The organism is Pseudomonas defluvii (genome assembly GCF_001695625.1).
Taxonomy (GTDB): domain Bacteria; phylum Pseudomonadota; class Gammaproteobacteria; order Pseudomonadales; family Pseudomonadaceae; genus Aquipseudomonas; species Aquipseudomonas defluvii.
Genome location: NZ_MBPN01000061.1, coordinates 1 through 19,689 on the forward strand (window position 1 = coordinate 1; position 19,689 = coordinate 19,689).

General features: G+C 58.9%; 20 protein-coding genes and 2 tRNA genes. 11 read left to right on the forward strand and 11 right to left on the reverse strand.

The window, feature by feature from the left end; all coding sequences use genetic code 11:
* Positions 1–65: 65 nt before the first annotated feature.
* The 3 genes from EKA13_RS16670 to EKA13_RS16680 all read left to right on the forward strand — a co-directional run bounded on the left by EKA13_RS16670 (position 66) and on the right by EKA13_RS16680 (position 3,775).
* Positions 66–701 carry a LysR family transcriptional regulator substrate-binding protein gene (locus EKA13_RS16670; RefSeq protein WP_245704351.1) on the forward strand — a complete coding sequence of 212 codons (636 nt, stop codon included), beginning with the start codon at positions 66–68 and terminating at the stop codon, positions 699–701.
* 466 nt (positions 702–1,167) lie between these two features.
* A complete protein-coding gene (locus tag EKA13_RS16675; protein WP_009459598.1) occupies positions 1,168–2,382 on the forward strand; it encodes a glutathione-independent formaldehyde dehydrogenase in 1,215 nt (404 codons plus the stop codon).
* 502 nt (positions 2,383–2,884) lie between these two features.
* Entirely contained in the window at positions 2,885–3,775 is an 891-nt protein-coding gene (locus EKA13_RS16680; protein ID WP_065760460.1) for a LysR family transcriptional regulator, read from the forward strand.
* A 22-nt stretch (positions 3,776–3,797) separates the two neighbouring features.
* Here EKA13_RS16680 and EKA13_RS16685 read toward each other — a convergent pair whose 3' ends face one another.
* Positions 3,798–4,091 (reverse strand): helix-turn-helix domain-containing protein, encoded by a 294-nt coding sequence (locus tag EKA13_RS16685; RefSeq protein WP_009459591.1) that lies wholly within the window; start codon positions 4,089–4,091, stop codon positions 3,798–3,800.
* Positions 4,092–4,325: 234 nt separating this feature from the next.
* On the opposite strand from EKA13_RS16685, the gene EKA13_RS16690 reads away from it, so the two are divergent.
* The 4 genes from EKA13_RS16690 to EKA13_RS16710 all read left to right on the forward strand — a co-directional run bounded on the left by EKA13_RS16690 (position 4,326) and on the right by EKA13_RS16710 (position 7,828).
* Positions 4,326–4,643 (forward strand): DMT family transporter, encoded by a 318-nt coding sequence (locus EKA13_RS16690; RefSeq protein WP_032429244.1) that lies wholly within the window; start codon positions 4,326–4,328, stop codon positions 4,641–4,643.
* Positions 4,644–4,657: 14 nt separating this feature from the next.
* On the forward strand, positions 4,658–5,947 hold the full coding sequence (locus tag EKA13_RS16695) for an ISL3 family transposase (RefSeq protein ID WP_023343400.1): 1,290 nt from the start codon (positions 4,658–4,660) through the stop codon (positions 5,945–5,947).
* 96 nt (positions 5,948–6,043) lie between these two features.
* Positions 6,044–6,469 carry a MarR family winged helix-turn-helix transcriptional regulator gene (locus tag EKA13_RS16705; RefSeq protein WP_042938796.1) on the forward strand — a complete coding sequence of 142 codons (426 nt, stop codon included), beginning with the start codon at positions 6,044–6,046 and terminating at the stop codon, positions 6,467–6,469.
* Positions 6,470–6,502: 33 nt separating this feature from the next.
* Complete coding sequence (locus EKA13_RS16710; RefSeq protein WP_065760461.1) at positions 6,503–7,828, forward strand: MATE family efflux transporter; 1,326 nt, start codon at positions 6,503–6,505, stop codon at positions 7,826–7,828.
* Between the two features lie 24 nt (positions 7,829–7,852).
* Here EKA13_RS16710 and EKA13_RS16715 read toward each other — a convergent pair whose 3' ends face one another.
* The 3 genes from EKA13_RS16715 to EKA13_RS16725 all read right to left on the reverse strand — a co-directional run bounded on the left by EKA13_RS16715 (position 7,853) and on the right by EKA13_RS16725 (position 9,174).
* Complete coding sequence (locus EKA13_RS16715) at positions 7,853–8,278, reverse strand: hypothetical protein (protein ID WP_042938792.1); 426 nt, start codon at positions 8,276–8,278, stop codon at positions 7,853–7,855.
* Positions 8,279–8,336: 58 nt separating this feature from the next.
* Entirely contained in the window at positions 8,337–8,774 is a 438-nt protein-coding gene (locus EKA13_RS16720; RefSeq protein WP_042938790.1) for an HIT family protein, read from the reverse strand.
* Between the two features lie 94 nt (positions 8,775–8,868).
* On the reverse strand, positions 8,869–9,174 hold the full coding sequence (locus EKA13_RS16725; protein ID WP_052145524.1) for an FAD:protein FMN transferase: 306 nt from the start codon (positions 9,172–9,174) through the stop codon (positions 8,869–8,871).
* A gap of 102 nt (positions 9,175–9,276) precedes the next feature.
* On the opposite strand from EKA13_RS16725, the gene EKA13_RS16730 reads away from it, so the two are divergent.
* Positions 9,277–9,915 carry a substrate-binding domain-containing protein gene (locus EKA13_RS16730; RefSeq protein WP_029885977.1) on the forward strand — a complete coding sequence of 213 codons (639 nt, stop codon included), beginning with the start codon at positions 9,277–9,279 and terminating at the stop codon, positions 9,913–9,915.
* A gap of 34 nt (positions 9,916–9,949) precedes the next feature.
* Here the strand turns inward: EKA13_RS16730 and EKA13_RS16735 are convergent, their stop codons facing one another.
* The 3 genes from EKA13_RS16735 to EKA13_RS16745 all read right to left on the reverse strand — a co-directional run bounded on the left by EKA13_RS16735 (position 9,950) and on the right by EKA13_RS16745 (position 12,273).
* Positions 9,950–11,893 (reverse strand): tyrosine-type recombinase/integrase, encoded by a 1,944-nt coding sequence (locus EKA13_RS16735; RefSeq protein ID WP_023435196.1) that lies wholly within the window; start codon positions 11,891–11,893, stop codon positions 9,950–9,952.
* A 226-nt stretch (positions 11,894–12,119) separates the two neighbouring features.
* Positions 12,120–12,195: transfer RNA gene (locus EKA13_RS16740), tRNA-Gly, on the reverse strand.
* A 2-nt stretch (positions 12,196–12,197) separates the two neighbouring features.
* Positions 12,198–12,273: transfer RNA gene (locus EKA13_RS16745), tRNA-Glu, on the reverse strand.
* Positions 12,274–12,558: 285 nt separating this feature from the next.
* Between EKA13_RS16745 and EKA13_RS16750 the strand changes: the two genes are divergently transcribed.
* Positions 12,559–13,326 carry a hypothetical protein gene (locus EKA13_RS16750; RefSeq protein ID WP_065760462.1) on the forward strand — a complete coding sequence of 256 codons (768 nt, stop codon included), beginning with the start codon at positions 12,559–12,561 and terminating at the stop codon, positions 13,324–13,326.
* A 131-nt stretch (positions 13,327–13,457) separates the two neighbouring features.
* On the opposite strand, the gene EKA13_RS16755 is transcribed toward EKA13_RS16750, so the two are convergent.
* Both EKA13_RS16755 and EKA13_RS16760 read right to left on the reverse strand, forming a co-directional pair.
* Positions 13,458–13,952 (reverse strand): GAF domain-containing protein, encoded by a 495-nt coding sequence (locus EKA13_RS16755; RefSeq protein ID WP_065760463.1) that lies wholly within the window; start codon positions 13,950–13,952, stop codon positions 13,458–13,460.
* Entirely contained in the window at positions 13,945–14,838 is an 894-nt protein-coding gene (locus EKA13_RS16760) for an ATP-binding protein (protein ID WP_065760464.1), read from the reverse strand. The genes EKA13_RS16755 and EKA13_RS16760 overlap by 8 nt, the downstream gene beginning before the upstream one ends.
* A gap of 81 nt (positions 14,839–14,919) precedes the next feature.
* On the opposite strand from EKA13_RS16760, the gene EKA13_RS16765 reads away from it, so the two are divergent.
* Complete coding sequence (locus tag EKA13_RS16765) at positions 14,920–17,271, forward strand: response regulator (protein ID WP_065760465.1); 2,352 nt, start codon at positions 14,920–14,922, stop codon at positions 17,269–17,271.
* A 24-nt stretch (positions 17,272–17,295) separates the two neighbouring features.
* On the opposite strand, the gene EKA13_RS16770 is transcribed toward EKA13_RS16765, so the two are convergent.
* Positions 17,296–17,781 (reverse strand): glutathione peroxidase, encoded by a 486-nt coding sequence (locus tag EKA13_RS16770; RefSeq protein ID WP_065760466.1) that lies wholly within the window; start codon positions 17,779–17,781, stop codon positions 17,296–17,298.
* A 28-nt stretch (positions 17,782–17,809) separates the two neighbouring features.
* Positions 17,810–18,205 (reverse strand): peptide-methionine (R)-S-oxide reductase MsrB, encoded by a 396-nt coding sequence (gene msrB, locus EKA13_RS16775; protein ID WP_065760467.1) that lies wholly within the window; start codon positions 18,203–18,205, stop codon positions 17,810–17,812.
* Positions 18,206–18,370: 165 nt separating this feature from the next.
* Here msrB and EKA13_RS16780 point away from each other — a divergent pair, with 165 nt between their 5' ends.
* Complete coding sequence (locus tag EKA13_RS16780; protein ID WP_065760468.1) at positions 18,371–19,582, forward strand: pyridoxal phosphate-dependent aminotransferase; 1,212 nt, start codon at positions 18,371–18,373, stop codon at positions 19,580–19,582.
* Positions 19,583–19,689: the final 107 nt, after the last annotated feature.

Below are 19,689 nucleotides of genomic sequence, written 5' to 3' on the forward strand. Positions count from 1 at the left end.
GAGCTTACATTTTCTAAGATCCTCGACTCCTTTTCCAGCCGGTCAGATTTTTTCTACACCCTTAAATGCGAAGAGCCACATTAAGCATCGCCCTTGCCGAAAAAACACCTTTACTTCAACAATCAATTCTGGTCTCCGGCGCTTCTTCCCTGCTGCAGGCGATTCGAGAAAACAATCTGGATATCGCACTCATGCATTTGGAGGATATTCCAGGGGAAGACTTCGATACTCACCTTCTGTACCGTGAACGCATTTTCCTTTTTCACGCCGCTAGAACACAGCAACCCCGAAGCACAACGTGGGACCATGTTCTTAATAGACAACTGTGCCTGCTGAACTCGGCAGTACCTGAATCCATTCAAGATAGACTGACGCAATGTACCGCACAGACTATTCGCACTGATTCAATTGACGTGCTATCGGCACACGTGGCGACAGGAAAATATTCGGCAGTTCTTCCGCAATCTCTCGCCGGCCAACTCGCACACATTCCGAATCTCCACGCAATCGGTATCAGTGGACCAATGTCACACTCAAATGTCGGATTCGTTGCTGGGAAAAATGCGTTCGAGGCACCGTCATCGCACGCATTGCTCGAAATGGTGCACACCCCAGAACTGGCCGCCGCTCTTCAATCCGTTATATCGATCCATCGTCGGTTCCAGCCCAAAGCAGACTCATCCCAAAGCCCCTTGAAATAGCGAGTCTCGAAGAGCAACGCTGTATTGCTTCAACCAGGCAAAGATGGCAGGCACGCCGTGTGCGCCGCTAACAGGCGCCACGTGCTGAGCAACCCATCGAAGGCCACCAGGTCTAGGGGCAACACGGGCGACAGGAGTACCTGCTGCATGCGGCCTCCTCATGTCTCGCTGGGTCAAGCTGACTATTCCTAGATCAAGCTAGGAGGCGCGATGTAGTGATGATCGTTGTCCTCTCCCAGCTAGGAGACGAGCACGGCTCGACGAGCCCGTGTAGATAGATCGTGTCTATCTGCACATAGATTATTCCAGTTTGACCACTTCTGAGCTTGATCCGATGCTGTCAAGACCGCAGAAGGAGACGCGGCCAACGGCTAGGCAGTACCACGATCGTTCTTCTTGACAGCGGTAAGTCTCGTTTCCCACTTCGATTTAGAAGATGGAAACATTAACGCACAGAGGTGACGAAATGACTCCGACCGGTAACCGAATCGTGACTTTCGAGAAGCCCTTGGAAATGAAGGTCAACACCTTCAAATTTCCAGAGCTGATAACCCCTCAAGGGAAAAGTGCACCCCACGGCGCTATCCTCAAAATAGTTACCACAAATATCTGTGGCAGCGACCTTCACATTTATCGCGGTTCGTTTGCTGTTCCCAAGGGAATGACCATGGGCCATGAAATGACCGGCGAAGTGATCGAAGTGGGATCAGACGTCGAAGTCGTGAAGAAGGGCGACATCGTTTCCGTCCCCTTCAATGTGGGTTGTGGGCGTTGCTACAACTGCAAGCATATGCGCTCCGATGTATGCGAGAACACCAACCCCGAAATCGACTGCGGAGCCTACGGGTTCAACCTCGGTGGCTGGACGGGGGGCCAAGGTGATTATCTCTTCGTACCGTATGCGGATTTCAATCTCCTGCGCTTTCCTGACAAGGATGCCGCCATGGAAAAGATCCGCGACCTGACCCTTCTCTCTGACGTACTACCCACAGCTTTCCATGGGTTCGCTGGCCCTGATTGGCCAGCCGCACCGGCCTACGTCGTCGGCGAAAACATCCTGATCTTCGGTGCCGGGCCGGTCGGCAGAGCGGGTGCCGCCTGCGCCAGACTTCTGGGTGCAGGCGCCATCATCGTTGCCGATTACATTCAAGAGCGGCTGGACCTTCTCAAGCCACACGGCGTGGAAACCATCAACCTTTCCGACGGCGTGCCGATCGAGGAGCATCTCGAACGCATTACCGGGCACAGGGAGGTGGATCGCGTCATCGACTATGTTGGTGTGGACTGCCGCGGGTTTGGCGCGGAGGCTGACAAGATCGTGGAGAGCGCTGTTACCAACGCAATGCTCAAATATGTCCGCTTCGGCGGAATGACCAGTACGGTCGGTGTGTACTGCGCAAACCCGATCTCGAAAGACCCGAAAGCCAAGAAAGGCCATATGGATCTGGAATGGTCCAACGCCTGGATCAAGTCGCCGCGAATGTCGGCTGGTCAATCTCCGACGGCCAACTACAACCACGCGTTAATGCGGGCGATACTGAACGATCGCATGCCTTACCTTTCGCCGATGATGAACACTAAGTTCATCAAGCTCGAAGACGCGCCCGCCGCGTACAAGGAGTTCGACGCGGGTTCTGCATACAAGTACGTCATCGACCCGCATGGTTCAGTGCGGCAGTAAGCATCCGGCGCGGGCTAAGCATCAGGATGTCTCACACTTTCTGGTGAGAGGCATTCTGGCTCCGCAGGTCCCCGGCCAGCAACTGGAGCCGGCGAATATTTTCGCCGGCATTTGCCTGCTGCCCCAAGGCGTTGTGATTTTGACGGGGTACTTGCCTTGGCTCGGGCCAGGAGCAGAGCCTCAGCATCCGCAGGTGATGATCAACCGCAGGCGTGTTCGGGCGCCTGGTTCGCAATCGACCAAGGGTCGGACGGAGGCGATGCACGGCGTCCATTGACGTGCATGGCTGGACATAGCCTTCGTCTGATCCTGACCACCCCACGGACTTGATCAGGCTCGCCTGGTGTTGTGCCGGCCTCGGGCCATCGCACGATCAACCCAGCCCTGGCTCATTCAGCCAGAAGTTTCCAAAGACGTGGCCGAACTCGCCGCCGCCAGAATGGCAGTCACTTCTATAGGGAGATAGCACAGTGTTGGATAAGTCGGAACGGGAGGGTGGCCTATGGAGCTGCGCCATCTTCGCTGCTTCGTAGTTCTTGCTGAGGAGCTACATTTCACGCGGGCGGCTGAGCGCCTGCATATCGAACAACCACCGCTATCACGAGCCATCAAGGAACTTGAGGACGAGTTGGGCGTAGTGCTCTTCGACCGCAACCGGCGAGGAACAGTTCTGACGGCGGCGGGTGCGGTCTTCTTGCAAGATGTACGCCGTCTATTCACTGTGCTGGAACAGGCTCGTGAAAACGCCAAGGCTGTGGCAGCGGGCTTGCGCGGTAGCCTGCGCATTGCAGTATCAGATGGAGCTATCCTTCCACGGCTGTCGGCATTTCTGGCTCGTTGTCGCGCCGAGGAGCCGGAGATCGAAATACGCTTGTCAGAGGTGCCTCTGGCAGAGCAAGTGCGTGGCTTGCGTTCGGGCGACTTCATGATCGGGTTCGCGCACACGGCCGATGTCGGCGACGGTATCGCTGCCGAAGCAATCTGGCGCGACCCGCTGGTGATTGCTGTGCCAGCTCGACACTCATTGCTCACCTACAAGGAGGTGCCACTTCAAGAACTCCAAGGCCATCCACTTGTCCTGTGCGACCCGCAGGTATGCGAGGGCTATTGCCGCGAACTCAAGCGGCTGCTCAACACGTTGGAGCACAAGCTGAATGTTGTCGAGGAAGTATCCTCGCTCGACATGATGCTCACCTTGGTCGGCGCCGGCTACGGCATCGGCTTCATGACGGCGACCAAGATTCCCATCTCCCAACGGCCGGATGTGGTGATCCGCCCCTTGGCGATGGATTCTGCCGTGATCACGACCTACCTGCTTCGGCCCGACGGCAGCAATTTATCGGCTTCGGTGGAGCGATTTATCGTTCGCCTACGCGACTCTTCGGACGGTTGACGAAGCCTGGCAGGCCAGACACTCAGGGATCAGTGTCGGCACGCAGATTGCGTTCGGTCGCCGTCATCAGGTCAGCCGCGCTTATTCCGAGTGCCGTAGAAATTTTCAGTATGAGCGGAAGCGTGGGCACGTGCTCACCACGCTCGATCTTACCCATGTGAGAACGCGAAATGCTTGCCCGAGATGCGAACTCGTCTTGCGCGACTCCCTGAGCGACGCGCGCAGCGCGCACGGCCTGTCCGAAGGCTAACGCCGACTCGGATTCATACGTCGATGTGCCAGAAGGACGGCCTGGCTGAATTGTTGATTTCTGCATTAGCAGAAGCGTCAAACAATCTGCCACAATTAACCACGTTAAAAAGGGTAACCGGAATATCTGGTTGATATCTCCTTTGCTGGCAGCCTGTAATTCCCACTTTCTCACCGGAGAATATGGTTGATCAGCCTCCCTTCGCGGGTTAGTATCAGTCCATCTATAGGAGGACGACCTCCCCCACCTTGGGAAGTAATGACCAGGACGACCTGGCCCCGTTATATTTCGGAGGGGTCAATGCCTTGGGTATATCTTCTCGTTGCCGGTGTCCTTGAGATTGTGTGGGCTTACACAATGAAGCAATCTCATGGCTTCAGTCGGCTCTTACCATCGATCATCACGATTTCTACAATGGTGGCCAGCTTCTGGCTGTTAGCAGTCGCCATGCGAACTATTCCACTCGGAACTGCCTACACAATCTGGACGGGAATAGGAGCTGTAGGCGCTTTTCTTGTCGGAATCGCATTTTTGGCTGAACCGGTTAATGCAGCGAGAATCATTGCTGCGATCCTCATTGTTTCAGGGTTGGTGTTAATGAAACTATCCAGCGCCTGACATCGAGGTTATTAATGATGGGTCTCGTTACTGGCCTTATTAACCTCTCAAATTATGAGGTCAGGGACTCCAAGTCGACAGACGACGAAATGCACTTCCAGGTGGACGCACCCGATCCCATCGCGTGCGAGAAATGTGGCGTGCAGGGTGAAATCGTGCGGTTCGGCAAGCGTGATGTTCCTTATCGTGATTTGCCCATCCACGGCAAGCGGGTCACCCTCTGGGTGGTTCGTCGCCGGTACACCTGCCGGGCCTGCAAGACCTCCTTCAGGCCCCAGCTACCGGAGATGGTGGACGGCTTCCGCATGACGCGGCGGCTGCATGAGTACGTGGAGAAAGAATCCTTCAACCACCCCTACACCTTCGTGGCGGCGCAGACTGGCCTGGACGAGAAGACGGTACGCGACATCTTCAGCGCTCGCGCCGAGTTCCTGGGGCGCTGGCACCGATTCGAGACGCCTCGCATTCTGGGTATAGACGAGCTGTACCTGAACAAGCGCTACCGCTGCATTCTGACCAACATCGAGGAGAGAACCCTGCTCGACCTGCTGACCACCCGCCGGCAGGACTTGGTGACCAACTACCTGATGAAGCTGAAAGACCGGCAGAAGGTCGAGATCGTCAGCATGGACATGTGGAACCCCTACCGTACGGCGGTCAAGACGGTGCTACCACAGGCCCGTATCGTGGTCGATAAATTCCATGTGGTGCGCATGGCCAATGATGCCTTGGAGAAGGTGCGCAAGGGCCTAAGAAAGGAGCTGAAACCCTCCCAGAGCCGAACCCTCAAGGGAGACCGGAAAATCCTGCTGAAACGCGCTCACGAAGTCTCAGACCGAGAGCGGCTGATCATGGAGACCTGGACAGGCGCATTCCCGCAACTGCTGGCCGCCTACGAGCACAAGGAGCACTTCTACGGCATCTGGGATGCCATCACGCGCTCCCAGGCAGAAGCCGCCCTGGACGAGTGGATAGCCACCGTCCCGAAAGGCCAGAAGGAAATCTGGAGCGATCTGGTCAGAGCGGTGGGCAACTGGCGCGAAGAGATCATGACCTACTTCGAGACGGATATGCCCGTCACCAATGCTTACACGGAATCCATCAACCGACTGGCCAAGGACAAGAACCGTGAAGGGCGTGGTTACTCCTTCGAGGTGATGCGGGCACGAATGCTCTACACCACGAAGCACAAGAAGAAGGCCTCAACTGCGAAGGTCTCTCCATTCTACAAGAAAACCATCTGTTACGGACTGTCGGATTTCGCAGAGGAACTCAATTACGGGGTCGATCTATCAACCATCTGAGGGTGGTATAAGGTTGGTGGGGTGAAGGAGCCCCATCAACCATTAAATCCGGATACCCTTAGTTAGTTAGCCTAACAAAATACAAAGGAGCACAGCATGACCCTCACCGACAGCCTGAAACGCCTGCAATGGCACATGTGGCACCACTGGCGGCAGTACGCCCAGCACAGCGGCAGCATGGAGTTGAGCAACAGTGAACTGGATTACCTCTACGCCCTGATCTCCGCCGAACACGGCCTGCGCCTGACCGAACTGGCTGAGCGCATGAATGTCAGCAAAGCCAGCGCCAGTGCCATGGCCAGCAAGCTGGAAGCACGCGGCTATTTGCAGCGCCTGCCCTGCACGGAAGACGGCCGCGCCATGCGTTTGCTGGCCACGGCCAAATCCAACGCACTGGAACAAGAAGAACGTGATGTCTACGTGCACACCGCCGCCAGCCTGGCCGAACACCTCAGCCCGGAAGAAATGCAGCAACTCAGCCACCTGCTGGCAAAAGCCTGCCAAAGCCTCGAAACCGATTGATACCACTGCACACCGCTTACCCGTGACCCTCTTATGAACAGCCACAGCCTCACCCGTACCTTCTGGCACTACACCATTCCGGCCGTCGCCGCCCTGATGATCAGCGGCCTGTACATGGTCGTAGATGGCATTTTTATTGGTCACGCCATGGGCGCAACCGGCCTGTCCGCCATCAACATGGCCTGGCCGCTGTCCGGCGTCATGCTCGCCATCGGCATGATGGTCGGCATGGGCAGTGGTGCGCAGTGCTCACTGGCGCAGGGCGCAGCCCAGTGGCCACAAGCGCGCAGCTACCTGGCACAGGCACTCTGGCTGCTGGTGATACTGGGCATCCCCACTGGCGCGATGATTGTTCTGATAGGCCCAGCGTTTATGGCCATGCAAGGCGCACAAGGCGAACTGGCAACGCTGGGCAATGACTACCTGCAGGTAATCGGCTGGGCCGCGCCACTGGTATTTGGCTCTATCGCCCTGCCCCTGTTGGTGCGCAACCTCGGCGCACCGCGACTGGCCACCCTAGCCATGCTGGTGGGTGCACTGACCAACGTCGCACTGGATTACCTGTTCATCATGGTCTGGCAATGGGGCCTGCATGGCGCGGCGCTGGCCACGGTGATGGGCGAAAGCCTGTCGGTGCTGATCTGCCTAGGCTACATCTTCAGCCGGCACAACCCGCTAAGCCTGCAACCAGCGGCCTGCCGCTTCAACCTGCGCCACAGCCTTGAGTCACTGACCACCGGTTTTTCCAGCATGTTGATGTACCTCTACATGAGCCTGGTGGTGGTGTTGCACAACCTGCTGTTTATGCACTACGGCAGCCCGCTGCAGGTGGCCGCCTATGCCATCGCCGGCTACCTGATGGCGTTTTATTACATGTTTGCCGAAGGCGTCTGCGGCGGCATGCAGCCCTTGGTCAGCTACTTCTACGGAGCCCGCGAGCCGGACAAAGTGCGCCGCGTGCTGCGCCTGGGCCTGCTCACGGCAGTCGGCAGTGGCCTGCTGATGACGGCGGCCCTGCTGCTGTTGCCCAAAGCCTTTGCCAGCATATTCAGCGGCAGCGATGAGGCCCTGCTCGACGCCAGCGCCACGGGTATTCGCCTGCACCTGTTCGCCATGTTTCTGGATGGTTTTATCGTCCTGGCCGCCAGCTTCTTCCAAGCCATGGGCCAGGCCCGTTACGCCACGCTGGTGACGGCGGGCAACATGCTGATCCAACTGCCCTTCCTGGCCATCCTGCCGCTGATATGGGGCCTCAACGGCGTCTGGCTGGCGCTACCACTGTCCAACGTCTGCCTAAGTGTGGTGGTGATCTGGATGCTCTGGCGTCAGTTGCAGCAATTGAAACGCCTGGCGCACTGAGGCACGCCAGGCGCGGGCACTGCCTCACGGCGTCAACGGCACAATATCAAAGCCCTTGCGGTTGTCGCTGAGGATGCGGAACTGCTGCTGCGTGCCCGGCGTAACCTTCACAGCCAGTTCGCGGCGCAGGCGGCCTTTGCCGCACAAGGTGTCATCCATTTCATCGATGCCGATGCCGAGCACCCGCGTGCCGGCCGGTACTTGAAACTGCGCCTGCTCGCCGACGCCAATCCGCGCGGCCACTTGTCGATCGACCAGAATGGCCACGTAACACCCGCCGCCCATGCCGCCGAAATCACGGTTGACGGTCAACTGGCCGCCTTGCGTCAGCGGTGCCTGATAGCCCAGCAAACGTTCAGCCGGTACAGGTTTGATGTACTCAGCCTCGGGCTGCCACGAAGAACAGCCCGCCAACAGCACCACCGGTAAAACCGCCGCAATCAATCGCATAATCGCCCTCCATGGGCACCGAACAAGGGGGTACAGAGCCGTTTTGGTCCGTCCGGGGTCACGCGGCCAGACGTGCAACGATACGGGCCTGCAGTGCGGCCAGCGCTTCGGGCTCTGCCTTGCCACCGGCATGCACGGCCAGCGCCTCGCCTTCAAAACGCGGGACGATGTGCATGTGCAGATGAAACACCGTTTGCCCGGCCGGCGCGCCATTGAACTGCGCCACTTGTACGCCAGCAGGCTGCAGCTCAGCCACCAGCGCTTTGGTCAGCATCTGCACAACGGTGATGACCTTGGTCAGGCTGTCGGCATCCACTTCCAGCAGGTTACGGGCCGCCGCGCGCTTGGGGATGACCAGCGTATGCCCGAACGACTGTGGAAATACATCGAGAAAGGCCAGCACATCGTCATCTTCATAGACCTTGTAGCAAGGTGCTTCACCGCGGATGATCTTGGCAAAGATGTTTTGGTTGTCGTAGTCGCCGTGCAGGCTCATCGGGGTTCTCCGTTGCGCGAGGGATGAAAGGGCTTAACCATACCGACTTCTGCGCAACAGGCAAAACCCACGCAGTTCCAACCCGTCTGGTGCCTTAGAACCCGACCATCACCTCACGCAACTCCTCGCCTTCGCGGACAACAAAAATCGCACTGAGGCCTCTCGCTGTGGCCACCTGCGTACCGCGCTCCACGCCCAACACCATCAGTGCGGTCGCCCACGCATCGGCGTACATGCAACTGGCGCAAAGTACCGATACCGAAGCCAGATCAGAGGCAAGAGGTGCCCCCAGATAGGGGTCCATCGTGTGGGAGAACACGCTGCCATCACGCTCGCGCCAATGGCGATAGTCGCCCGATGTCGCCATCGCCGTTTTACTCAGCGCCAGTGAGCCCAGCACCTCACGGCGACCCTTAATGGGTTAAAAATAACGACGTTAAACTTCACTCTTTCCTGCGACGCTGGTTTGCCTTTCTGGACAGATCGCTTATTGGGGGCCCTCATGCATGACGCCACCAGCCAGTTTTCCCATTTCAGGCTTGCTATCGCACCTGGAGTGCCATCCTCTTGCCTCACAACGCTTCTTGCCCTACAGCGAGCGGAGGAGCCGGAAGTCACCATCGCGTTCTTTGAGACCTCAGGCGACGACCTGATGACGGGCCTTGAGGAAGGCCGCTATGACGCTGGAATGTCGCTTCGGAACACTGGTGCTCCGGCCGTGAAAAGCCAGCCGCTCTGGGTCGAGAACATGGCCGTTGCAATGCCGCTGGGGTCCCCCTTACTTGCCCAGGCGAAAATCACGCTTGCCGAGCTTCTGGACTATCCGGTGTTTCGCTGGCCGACGGAGGCATGCCTACTGCTCGATCAGCGACTGTCTTCCCTTCCGTTGAGCCAACAGAGCATTCAGCATGTGACTTCGTTCGAGATGATGGCGCTTTGGGTCACCGCTGGCTACGGAGTGGGGCTCTCCGCGCAATCGCGCATTGAGCGTGCCCATGCGTGGGGGATCACTATGCGCCCGCTTTCAGACGGCCCCTACGAGATCGTGACATACCTGCAGCGGCCCCACGCCCAAGCCGACTCCGTTTTTGAGCGGTTCGAGCGCAGAGCGATGGAAGTTGCCAGGGCAGGCGCTGCGTAGCAGGCGCCCGCGGCCATAGGTTGAAGCGCGAGTGTCAGGCACCCTCAAGCACCACTGCGCTATCAACCAACCGGCGGACGCTTTGCCGCACATCCTCGGGGATGGGGTGCGGGGCAATAGTCTCGGGCGTATCCGCATGGTGCTGGTAGTCGCCCGTGATGACCCGGATGATCGCGGGCACGTTGGTCGGCGTGACCGTATCAATGGCCGCGCGGTCCCCCAGGTCAGGGTGCGGCTGGGTCAGCATGCGGTACAGGTCCCACGAATCCGCGTGTGGATACTGATTCATGAGCACCTGAGCCAGCCTGTGCTTGAGCGGTACAAGTTGCCAGTCGGGAACGCGTTGTCCCCGGTTGCCCAAGCTGATGGACAGCAGCTTGCCCGCCTTCAGCTCGCGGTTGATCTGGTCCTTGGATTTTCCGGCCAGCTTGCCGAACAGCGGGACCGGCAGGTTGTTCGGCGACTCGTACATGGCCAGCATTTCTTCCCGCTCGCGCTGGATTGCAGAGACTTCGGGCTCCGGGGCATGCGTCGGCGGTGGCGGCACCTGCGACAGCCGCTGGAACGTGATCCCGCCGCTGTTCGGGGTCACGACGATGGGCGTGGCCACCACTGGCGGGGCGACGGAGGGAGCCTGCTCGGCCACCGCGGGGGCCGCGTCCATCGCGTCCTCCACTTCCGCCATCGCCGGCACCCCGTCGATACGGATGGTCAGGTGCGCGCTCGCGGCTCCCACTTCGCCCTGTTCGAGCAGGTCGAGGCGATCGGCCCAGTCCTGCATCATCCGGCGGCGCGGCTCCACGTACTTGGCGTGGTTGTAGGCCGAACTCACCTTGTTCGGGTCGGAGTGCGAAAGTTGCGCGTCCACCCAAATCTTGGGGTAGCCGATCTCGTTGAGCGCCGTCGAGATGGTGCCACGAATGCCGTGGCCGGTCAGACGCCCCTCGTAGCCCATGAGCTGCAAGGCCTTGTTGAGAGTGTTCTCGCTGATGCGCTTCTTGAGTTCGCTACGGTGCGACAGCAGGTATTTTTGCGCCGGCCGCATTGCGCCCAGGAGGTAGCGGACGATCTCGATGGCCTGCAGGGACAGCGGCACGATATAGGGGGGCACGTCCTGCGGCCGCTTCCCCGCCTTGCGCATTTCGTCCTGGAGCTGCTTGACGATCTGCGGCGGGATGATCCACAAGCCCCTGTCGAGGTCGAACTGTTCAGGTTCGGCCAACCGCAGTTCGCCGGTGCGCACCCCGGTCAGGAACAGTAGCCGGACGCCAAGCTGGGTCTGCCAGCCACGGGGGTTGTAGAGCCGGAGCCTCTGAAGGAACTCGGGCATCTCGGGCAGGTGCAGGTAGGGGTTGTGGGCCACCGGGGGCTTGGGCTCGGCCACCACGTCCAGGTCCGCGGCCGGGTTGACTTCCAGTCCCTCGGCGATGACCAGCGCATATCGGAACATCTGGTTGAACCAGGTGCGGACTTTCTCGGCGGTGGTGAACGCCTTGCGCTTCTCGATCGCCGCCAGGACGCCCAGGAGCTGGGGGCGACGAATGTCGTAGATCGACATCTTTCCCAGAGTGGGCAGCACGTCCTTGTTGAAGATGCGCAGGATCTGGGAAAGCGTGCTCTGACGGCCTTCCTTGAGTTCCTTGCGGCGATGCTCTACCCAAGCATCGAAGACGGTCTTGAAGGTGTATTCGCCCGCCAGCTTGGCCGCGTGCCGTTTCTGGTCGCGCTCGACCTGGGGATCGATCCCCCTGGCGAGCAGGGCCTGGGCCTTGTCCCGCTCGGTCCGGGCCTCGCGCAGGCTGAGGGCAGGATAGCCACCCAGGCACAGGCGCTTTTGCTTGCCCAGCCAGTAGTAGCGGAATTGCCATGACTTGCCGCCTGCGGCTGAGACCATCAGGCCCAGGCAGTCGTTGTCGGAGAGGGTGTAGCGTTTTCCGGTGGTCTTCGCCTGCCGGACGGTCAGATCAGAGAGCGCCATTTCGAGACTCCTAAGTAATGACTTAGGCCCTATGCTCGTCATGGTTCCCGCTCAGCCCCAGCAACTATCCGGTAGCCAACCCACCCATATTCTTGTGCCTTATTTGGTCACTCAAAAACGGTAGCTGTGGGTGGATTTCCGTGGCACTCGCTGGAATGAAAAAAGGAGCCGAAGCTCCTTTTTTCAATGACCTACAGACCCCAGTAGAAGTCTGTGGATCAAAATTTGGAGCGGGAAACGAGACTCGAACTCGCGACCCCGACCTTGGCAAGGTCGTGCTCTACCAACTGAGCTATTCCCGCATTGGCGTCCCCTAGGGGACTCGAACCCCTGTTACCGCCGTGAAAGGGCGGTGTCCTAGGCCACTAGACGAAGGGGACACACTACAACTTTTCACTCCCTGCTGCGTTTCGCTGTGTGCTTTACGCTGCAAGTGGCGCGCATTCTAGGGGTGCTTTGAAGAGTCGTCAACCCCCAGATACAAATTTATTTAAATCAATGACTTCCCCCTGCTTTCCAGCCCGCTCAAGGCTCGGCAGGATCAGCCGACACAGGGGAAGGCACTGCGCCTTTACTGATGAGCGACGACCCTCGAACAGGTCTATCCGGTTAAAAGCTAAGCCACTACACTCAAACGGTAAATAACCCTGCATGAGGCGTTAACGGTGACACCACTTCTGATCACCCTGCTTATAGTGGCCGGGATCGCACTATTGATCGTGATCGGCTACCTGAACAATGTAGTCGAGAACAACAAGCTGGAGCGGGCCCGACTGAAAGTCGAGCTGGCCGAACGCCTGCGCCGTTGTGGCGAAATCACAGAAACCTTTCCTGGCCAGTTGATGACCCCGGCCTTGAAGCTGCTGCTGACTCGCCTGGAGCTCAACCTGAACCTGCGCCAACTGGCGCTGGACAAGCACAACAGTGAGATCAAGGCGCGCATCGCCGAACTGGAAGGATTGATTGCCAAAGGTGAGGCCTTGCCGGTAAACAACCCGCCAGGGCCGATCCAGACCGAAGCCCGCGCCAAGGATGTGCGCTTTCTGCTTGAAGGCTTGCACAATCAAGTGACCCGTGCGGCCCAGGAAGGTTTCCTGCCGACCAACGAAGCCAAGTACTGGGTCAAGGAAGTCCGTCATATTCTGGTGCTGCTGCATATCGAGTTCTTCAACAACCTGGGCCAACAGGCCTTGCAGCAGAACCAACCGGGCCATGCCCGCCTGGCCTTCGAGCGCGGCGTGCAATACCTGCGAAAGCAGCCGGAACCTGCTGTCTATCAGGAGCAGCTCGCTTATATGGAGAAGCTGCTGGCGCGCGCCAATGCACAGGTGCTGAGTACGCTTGAACCTGCCGAAGACGAGGTCAACGAACTCACCGAGGGCTTGAAGTCCGACACCACTGAAGACTGGAAGAAGAAAGTCATCTACGACTGAAACAGGAAACACCCCCTGCAACGGTATCAGGGGGTGTCAGTGAGAACACAACGCCTGCAATGCTGGCAAGCCCCGCTTCCATACCGTGCACAACACCCTGGAAGCAGACTTGCCCGTGAGCAGCGTGCTGCCTACATCACCAGGGAGCAGTCCGTTGAGCGCAGGAATATCTCGGCAAGGCGTTCCAGCCCGGCCTGATCCTCAACCGTAAACCGCGCAAGCTTCGGGCTGTCCAGGTCCAGCACCCCAATCAAGCACCCGTCCTTGACCAGCGGGATCACCAGTTCGCTGTTCGAGGCGCTGTCGCAGGCAATGTGCCCTGGAAACGCATGCACATCTTCAACCCGCTGGGTCTGCCGAGTAGCGGCAGCGGCACCGCACACCCCACGGCCAAACGGAATACGCACACAGGCAACCTGCCCCTGGAACGGCCCCAACACCAACTCTTCGTTACGATTAAGGTAGAAGCCCGCCCAGTTCAGGTCATCGACCTGGCTATAGAGAAAGGCCGAGAACTGAGCAGCGTTGGCAATAAAGTCGCGCTCGTCAGCCAGCAAGGCCTCCAGTTGCGCAGCCAGCAGACCGTAGCCAGACAAGCCAGCACCGGTTGCATTCAAATCAATCATGTTTCTGCTCCAGCAATTTAAGTCCTACCCAGTAACGGGCGAACTGATAAGCACAACGGCCATTACGATTGCCACGCCCCGTGGCCCAGCGAATCGCAGCCTTTTCCAGTGTTTCATCACGCACCCAGACCAGGTCCGAGGCTTGCGCCAGCTGACTGATCCAGTGCTCGACCACATCCAGAAAGTGCTCCTGAGTGAAGGGATAGAACGACAGCCACAGGCCAAAGCGGTCAGACAGCGCGATCTTGTCCTCCACCGCCTCGTTGGGGTGAAGCTCGCCGTCGATCATTTTCCAGTTTTCATTGTCGCTCTGCTTCTCTGGCACGAGGTGCCGACGGTTGGACGTGGCGTACAACAGCACATTGTCCGGCGCCTGCTCCAACGAACCATCCAGCACACTTTTGAGCACGCGGTAGTCGCCCTCCCCGGCCTCGAACGAGAGGTCGTCACAGAACAATACAAAGCGCTGAGGCAGTTTGTGCAACTGCTCAACCACCCGCGGCAAATCAGCCAAGTGGTCACGCTCGATTTCGATCAACCGCAAGCCCGCCGTCGCATACTCTGCCAGCAACGCGCGCACCAACGACGATTTACCCGTACCACGCGATCCCCACAGCAGCGCATGATTGGCCGGCATGCCATCGAGAAACTGACGGGTATTGCGCCTTAACTGCTCACGCTGCTGATCGATGCCGATCAGGTCAGACAAACGCATGTCCAGGCTCACGTCCAGCGGCAGCAGGAAGCCACTGCGCCCTTCACGCTGCCAACGGGCAGCCAGGCAATGCCCCCAGTCAATGGCCGGGCGTGGCGCAGGCAAAAGAGGTTCCAACCGCGCCAATACAGCTTCAGCGCGCTCAAGAAAAGCATTCACACGAGAGTCCACATCAATTCCTCAAGACAGATTCAGGCAAATGGGCAAGCGGAATATGCAACAGGACGTGCCAGGAGCCGGGGCTGATCGGCTATGCTTGCGCAGCGCACGGAATGTGAAACTGGCTCGGAACCCATGGATATCAAGTTCACCAATCGCCTGTCCTATAAGCAAGCCAGGCTGACAGTCCTGGCAGGCTTCGTCCTGGGTACCTTGCTCAGTCTTCTCCAGATCGGCATCGATTATGCCAGTGAAGACGCCTCCATCAACCGCGAGATGCGTGCACTCCTGGAAATCAGTCACAACCCGGCCTCCCGAATTGCCTACAACATCGACTCGGAGCTCGCCCAGGAACTGGCTCAGGGCCTGCTGCAGTCGCCCGCGATCATCCAGGTACGCCTGATCGACAACAACGACACCGTATTGGCTGATGTCCAGCGCCCACGCCTGGAAAGCAGCTACCGGGTGCTCAGCGATTTTCTGTTCGGCGAACATCGTGAATTCCAGGAACGCCTGCAGCTCAGCCACATGCCGGATGAGTACCTCGGCACGCTGTTTCTGGAAGTCGATACCTTCGCCTTCGGCAGCCGCTTCCTGAAACGTGCGGAAGTCACCCTGCTCAGCGGCTTTGTACGCAGCCTGGTGCTGACGTGCATTCTGCTGACCCTGTTTTACTTCATGCTGACCAAACCGCTGGTTCGGGTAATCCGTGCGCTGAGCAACAGTGACTCACGCAACCCCAACCAAAACAAGCTCTCCTTCCCGCCAGGCCATGAACAGGATGAAATTGGGGTATTGGTAAAAGTCGCCAACCAGCAATTCGTCAGCATGGCGACCGAGATCCAACAACGGCGCAATGCCGAAAATCGCCTGACTGACTACCTGAGCGAACTGGAAAACATCGTCTCGGCACGCACCAACGAACTCCGGGCCAGCAACGCAAGCCTCAGCCGTTCCAATGAAGAACTCGAACTCGCCCGACGCCGCGCCCTGGACATGGCGCAGGCTCGAGCAGCCTTCCTGGCCAACATGAGCCACGAAATCCGCACACCGCTGAACGGTTTGCTGGGCATGATCGCACTTTCACTGGACAGCCCACTGAATGCCGAACAGCGCCAGCAACTGTCGATTGCCCACGACTCGGGCAAAGTACTGGTGGAACTGCTCAACGATATTCTGGACCTCTCCAAGTTCGATGCCGGACAGCTGGAGCTGGAACGAATCCCGTTCGACCTCGGCACACTGGTGGAGGACACCGCCAGCCTGCTTTCGCAGAATGCCGCCCCCAGCGTCGAACTCACCTGCCTGATCGATCCGAAATTTCCAGCCCTGGTGCTTGGCGACCCGACTCGGGTCAGGCAGATCGTCAGCAACCTGCTGTCCAACGCCCTGAAATTCACCCGCTTTGGGCGCGTGGACGTACGCCTGCGCGGCGAATCTGGCGGCGTACGCCTGGATGTCTGCGATACGGGCATTGGTATTCCCTACGATGCACAAGTCAGGATATTTCAACCCTTCACCCAGGCCGGGGCTGGCATCACACGCCAGTATGGTGGCACCGGCCTGGGCCTGACCCTGACCAATAATCTCTGCGAGGCCATGCAAGGCCGCCTCAGCATCAGTTCCGAAGCAGGTTTTGGCAGCCAGTTCAGTGCCGAGTTACCGTTGCCAGCCCACACGCTGGCAATCGCACCAGCACCGTTACAAGGACGGATTGCTGCCATCAGCACTGCAGACAGCGGCCTGGATGAACTGCTGGCAACACTGTTGCCTGCCTGGGGCCTTGATTATCGACGGCACGACAACCTCGACACGCTGCCCGAACAGCAACCTGATCTGCTGATCACCGACAACCTGAGCGGGCTGTTCGACCTGCGCCCCACCGTCAAAGCACCGATCCTGCTGATCACGGCATACGGTAACTTCCTGTCCAGCGAACACGCCGCACAACTGGCGCCCTTGCAACAACAAGCACGCCCCCTCACCCGCAGCGCCCTGTACCAGTCATTGCAACGCGCCCTGCACGGCTCAGACAGCCCCACCTCGCCACCCCAGCAGGGCAGCCCGAACAGCGAGCGTCGAGCACACATCCTGCTGGTCGAGGACAACCCGGTTAACCAACTGGTCGCGAAAGGCATGCTGGCCAAGCTCGGCTGTGACGTCAGTGTCGCCAAGCAAGGCGTGGAGGCTCTGGAACAGCTTGAGCGAAACGACTTCGACCTGGTGCTGATGGACTGCAACATGCCGGTGATGGATGGCTACGAGGCCAGCCGGAGGATCCGCCAGAGCGGACGCTGGCCAACGCTGCCGATTATCGCCCTGACCGCCAACGCCATGCCCGAGGAACGTGAGCGCTGCCGCGCGGCGGGCATGAACGACTACCTGGCCAAACCGTTTCGCCGCGAGGAGCTGCTCACCCTGATCAATCAGTGGGTGCCTCTGTAACACGCCGCATACTGCCGACAGTGCTCACTTGAGCAGCGACTCGATCTGCTCCACCAAGGCCTCCGGCTTGGTACTGGGCGCAAAACGACTGACCCGGCCCGTTGCCGGATCGAAGAGGAACTTGGTGAAGTTCCACTTGATCGCCTGAGACCCCAGCAACCCCGGGGCCCGCTTTTTCAGCTCAACGAACAAGGGATGAGCCGCAGGCCCGTTGACATCGACCTTGGCAAACAGCGGAAAGCTGACGCCGAAGTTCAACTCACAGAAACCTGCAATGGCCCGTTCATCACCCGGCTCCTGCTTACCGAACTGGTTGCAGGGAAATGCCAGCACCACCAGGCCTCGCTCACGGTAACGCTGCCAGAGCTGCTCAAGGCCCTTGTACTGCCCGGTGAACCCGCATTCGCTGGCGGTATTGACCAGTAACACCGCCTTGGCCGGGAAGTCCACCAGGGTTTTCTGCTCACCCTTGATCGTGGTGCAAGGGATGCTCAACAGTGCGTCAGCCATGACCGACTCTCCTTGAATAGTCCACAGGTCAGGTTCGAGGAACCAGGTCCAGGCACACCGAATTGATGCAATAACGCAGGCCTGTCGGCGGCGGGCCATCGGGAAACACATGCCCAAGGTGGGCATCGCAGACCGCGCACGTCACCTCGGTACGGATCATGCCGTGCGAGGTATCACGGATTTCGATCATGGCGCTGTCGGCAATCGGCTCGTAAAAGCTGGGCCAGCCGCAGCCCGAATCGAATTTTGCCCGAGAGTCGAACAACGGCGCGCTGCAGCAGATGCAATGGTAGACACCATCAGTCCTGGTTGCGTTGTACTTGCCACTGAACGGCCGCTCGGTGCCCTTCAGACGACAGACCTGGTACTGCTCCGGGTCAAGCATTGCACGCCATTCGTCGAGGGTTTTGTCGATCTTGTCCATGGGGAAACCTCTGTAACGGAAAAAGCCCGCGTCGTGTCTTTTCGGCAACGCGGGTGGCACGTATTATTGCGCCTCATCAGACGCCAGTCTGGCACCCGCGTTACACGCATTTCAAACGTTTTCACAGCGCAATGCGCGGCGATCTTTTCTAATCGGGATCACATCATGCAGGTCAGCAAATCGAACAAGCTCGCCAATGTCTGCTATGACATTCGCGGCCCGGTGCTCAAGCACGCCAAACGCCTGGAAGAGGAAGGCCACCGCATCCTCAAGCTGAACATCGGCAACCCGGCGCCCTTTGGTTTCGAGGCACCGGAGGAAATTCTCCAGGATGTGATCCGCAACCTGCCGACTGCACAAGGCTACAGCGACTCCAAAGGCCTGTTCAGTGCGCGCAAGGCCGTGATGCAGTACTACCAGCAGAAACAGGTAGAAGGTGTCGGCATCGAAGACATCTACCTGGGCAACGGCGTATCCGAACTGATCGTGATGTCGATGCAGGCACTGCTCAACAACGGTGACGAAGTCCTGATCCCGGCACCGGACTACCCACTGTGGACCGCCGCAGTCAGCCTGGCGGGTGGCAAACCGGTTCACTACCTGTGCGACGAACAGGCCGACTGGTTCCCAGACCTGGACGACATCAAGGCCAAGATCACACCAAACACCAAGGCCATGGTGATCATCAACCCGAACAACCCGACCGGCGCGGTGTATTCCCGCGAACTGCTGCTGGGTATGCTCGAGCTGGCGCGCCAGCACAACCTGGTGGTGTTCTCCGACGAAATCTACGACAAGATTCTCTATGACGAAGCCGTGCACATCAGCACCGCCTCGTTGGCACCCGACCTGCTCTGCCTGACCTTCAACGGCCTGTCCAAGTCCTACCGGGTTGCGGGCTTTCGCTCCGGCTGGCTAGCCATCTCCGGGCCCAAGCTGCATGCCCAGAGCTACATCGAAGGCATCGACATGCTGGCCAACATGCGCCTGTGTGCCAACGTGCCGAGCCAGCACGCCATCCAGACCGCACTGGGCGGCTACCAGAGCATCAACGACCTGGTACTGCCACAGGGCCGTCTGCTCGAGCAACGCAATCGCACCTGGGAACTGCTCAACGACATCCCCGGCGTCAGCTGCGTGAAACCGATGGGTGCGCTCTATGCGTTCCCGAAAATCGATCCGAAAGTCTGCCCGATCTTCAACGACGAGAAGTTTGTTCTCGACCTACTGCTCTCCGAGAAGCTGCTGATCGTCCAGGGCACTGCGTTCAACTGGCCATGGCCGGACCACTTCCGTGTCGTGACACTGCCACGTGTGGATGACCTGGAACAGGCAATCGGTCGTATCGGCAATTTCCTCAAGACGTACAAGCAGTAACGCACCGCGAAACCAGCCTGCGCCGCCCCTGGCGCAGGTCTCACGCCTAATAAGGTTTTTTCCTACAGCCATTACAGCGTTGGCGCGCGAAAAAATCCGGTGCCCGC

Bases quoted from the DNA above. Each gene is read 5' to 3' on its own strand.
- EKA13_RS16670 (WP_245704351.1), top strand. From the start codon at position 66: ATGCGAAGAGCCACATTAAGCATCGCCCTTGCCGAAAAAACACCTTTA.
- EKA13_RS16675 (WP_009459598.1), top strand. From the start codon at position 1,168: ATGACTCCGACCGGTAACCGAATCGTGACTTTCGAGAAGCCCTTGGAA.
- EKA13_RS16680 (WP_065760460.1), top strand. From the start codon at position 2,885: ATGGAGCTGCGCCATCTTCGCTGCTTCGTAGTTCTTGCTGAGGAGCTA.
- EKA13_RS16685 (WP_009459591.1), bottom strand. From the start codon at position 4,091: ATGCAGAAATCAACAATTCAGCCAGGCCGTCCTTCTGGCACATCGACG.
- EKA13_RS16690 (WP_032429244.1), top strand. From the start codon at position 4,326: ATGCCTTGGGTATATCTTCTCGTTGCCGGTGTCCTTGAGATTGTGTGG.
- EKA13_RS16695 (WP_023343400.1), top strand. From the start codon at position 4,658: ATGATGGGTCTCGTTACTGGCCTTATTAACCTCTCAAATTATGAGGTC.
- EKA13_RS16705 (WP_042938796.1), top strand. From the start codon at position 6,044: ATGACCCTCACCGACAGCCTGAAACGCCTGCAATGGCACATGTGGCAC.
- EKA13_RS16710 (WP_065760461.1), top strand. From the start codon at position 6,503: ATGAACAGCCACAGCCTCACCCGTACCTTCTGGCACTACACCATTCCG.
- EKA13_RS16715 (WP_042938792.1), bottom strand. From the start codon at position 8,278: ATGCGATTGATTGCGGCGGTTTTACCGGTGGTGCTGTTGGCGGGCTGT.
- EKA13_RS16720 (WP_042938790.1), bottom strand. From the start codon at position 8,774: ATGAGCCTGCACGGCGACTACGACAACCAAAACATCTTTGCCAAGATC.
- EKA13_RS16730 (WP_029885977.1), top strand. From the start codon at position 9,277: ATGCATGACGCCACCAGCCAGTTTTCCCATTTCAGGCTTGCTATCGCA.
- EKA13_RS16735 (WP_023435196.1), bottom strand. From the start codon at position 11,893: ATGGCGCTCTCTGATCTGACCGTCCGGCAGGCGAAGACCACCGGAAAA.
- EKA13_RS16755 (WP_065760463.1), bottom strand. From the start codon at position 13,952: ATGATTGATTTGAATGCAACCGGTGCTGGCTTGTCTGGCTACGGTCTG.
- EKA13_RS16765 (WP_065760465.1), top strand. From the start codon at position 14,920: ATGCTTGCGCAGCGCACGGAATGTGAAACTGGCTCGGAACCCATGGAT.
- EKA13_RS16770 (WP_065760466.1), bottom strand. From the start codon at position 17,781: ATGGCTGACGCACTGTTGAGCATCCCTTGCACCACGATCAAGGGTGAG.
- msrB (WP_065760467.1), bottom strand. From the start codon at position 18,205: ATGGACAAGATCGACAAAACCCTCGACGAATGGCGTGCAATGCTTGAC.
- EKA13_RS16780 (WP_065760468.1), top strand. From the start codon at position 18,371: ATGCAGGTCAGCAAATCGAACAAGCTCGCCAATGTCTGCTATGACATT.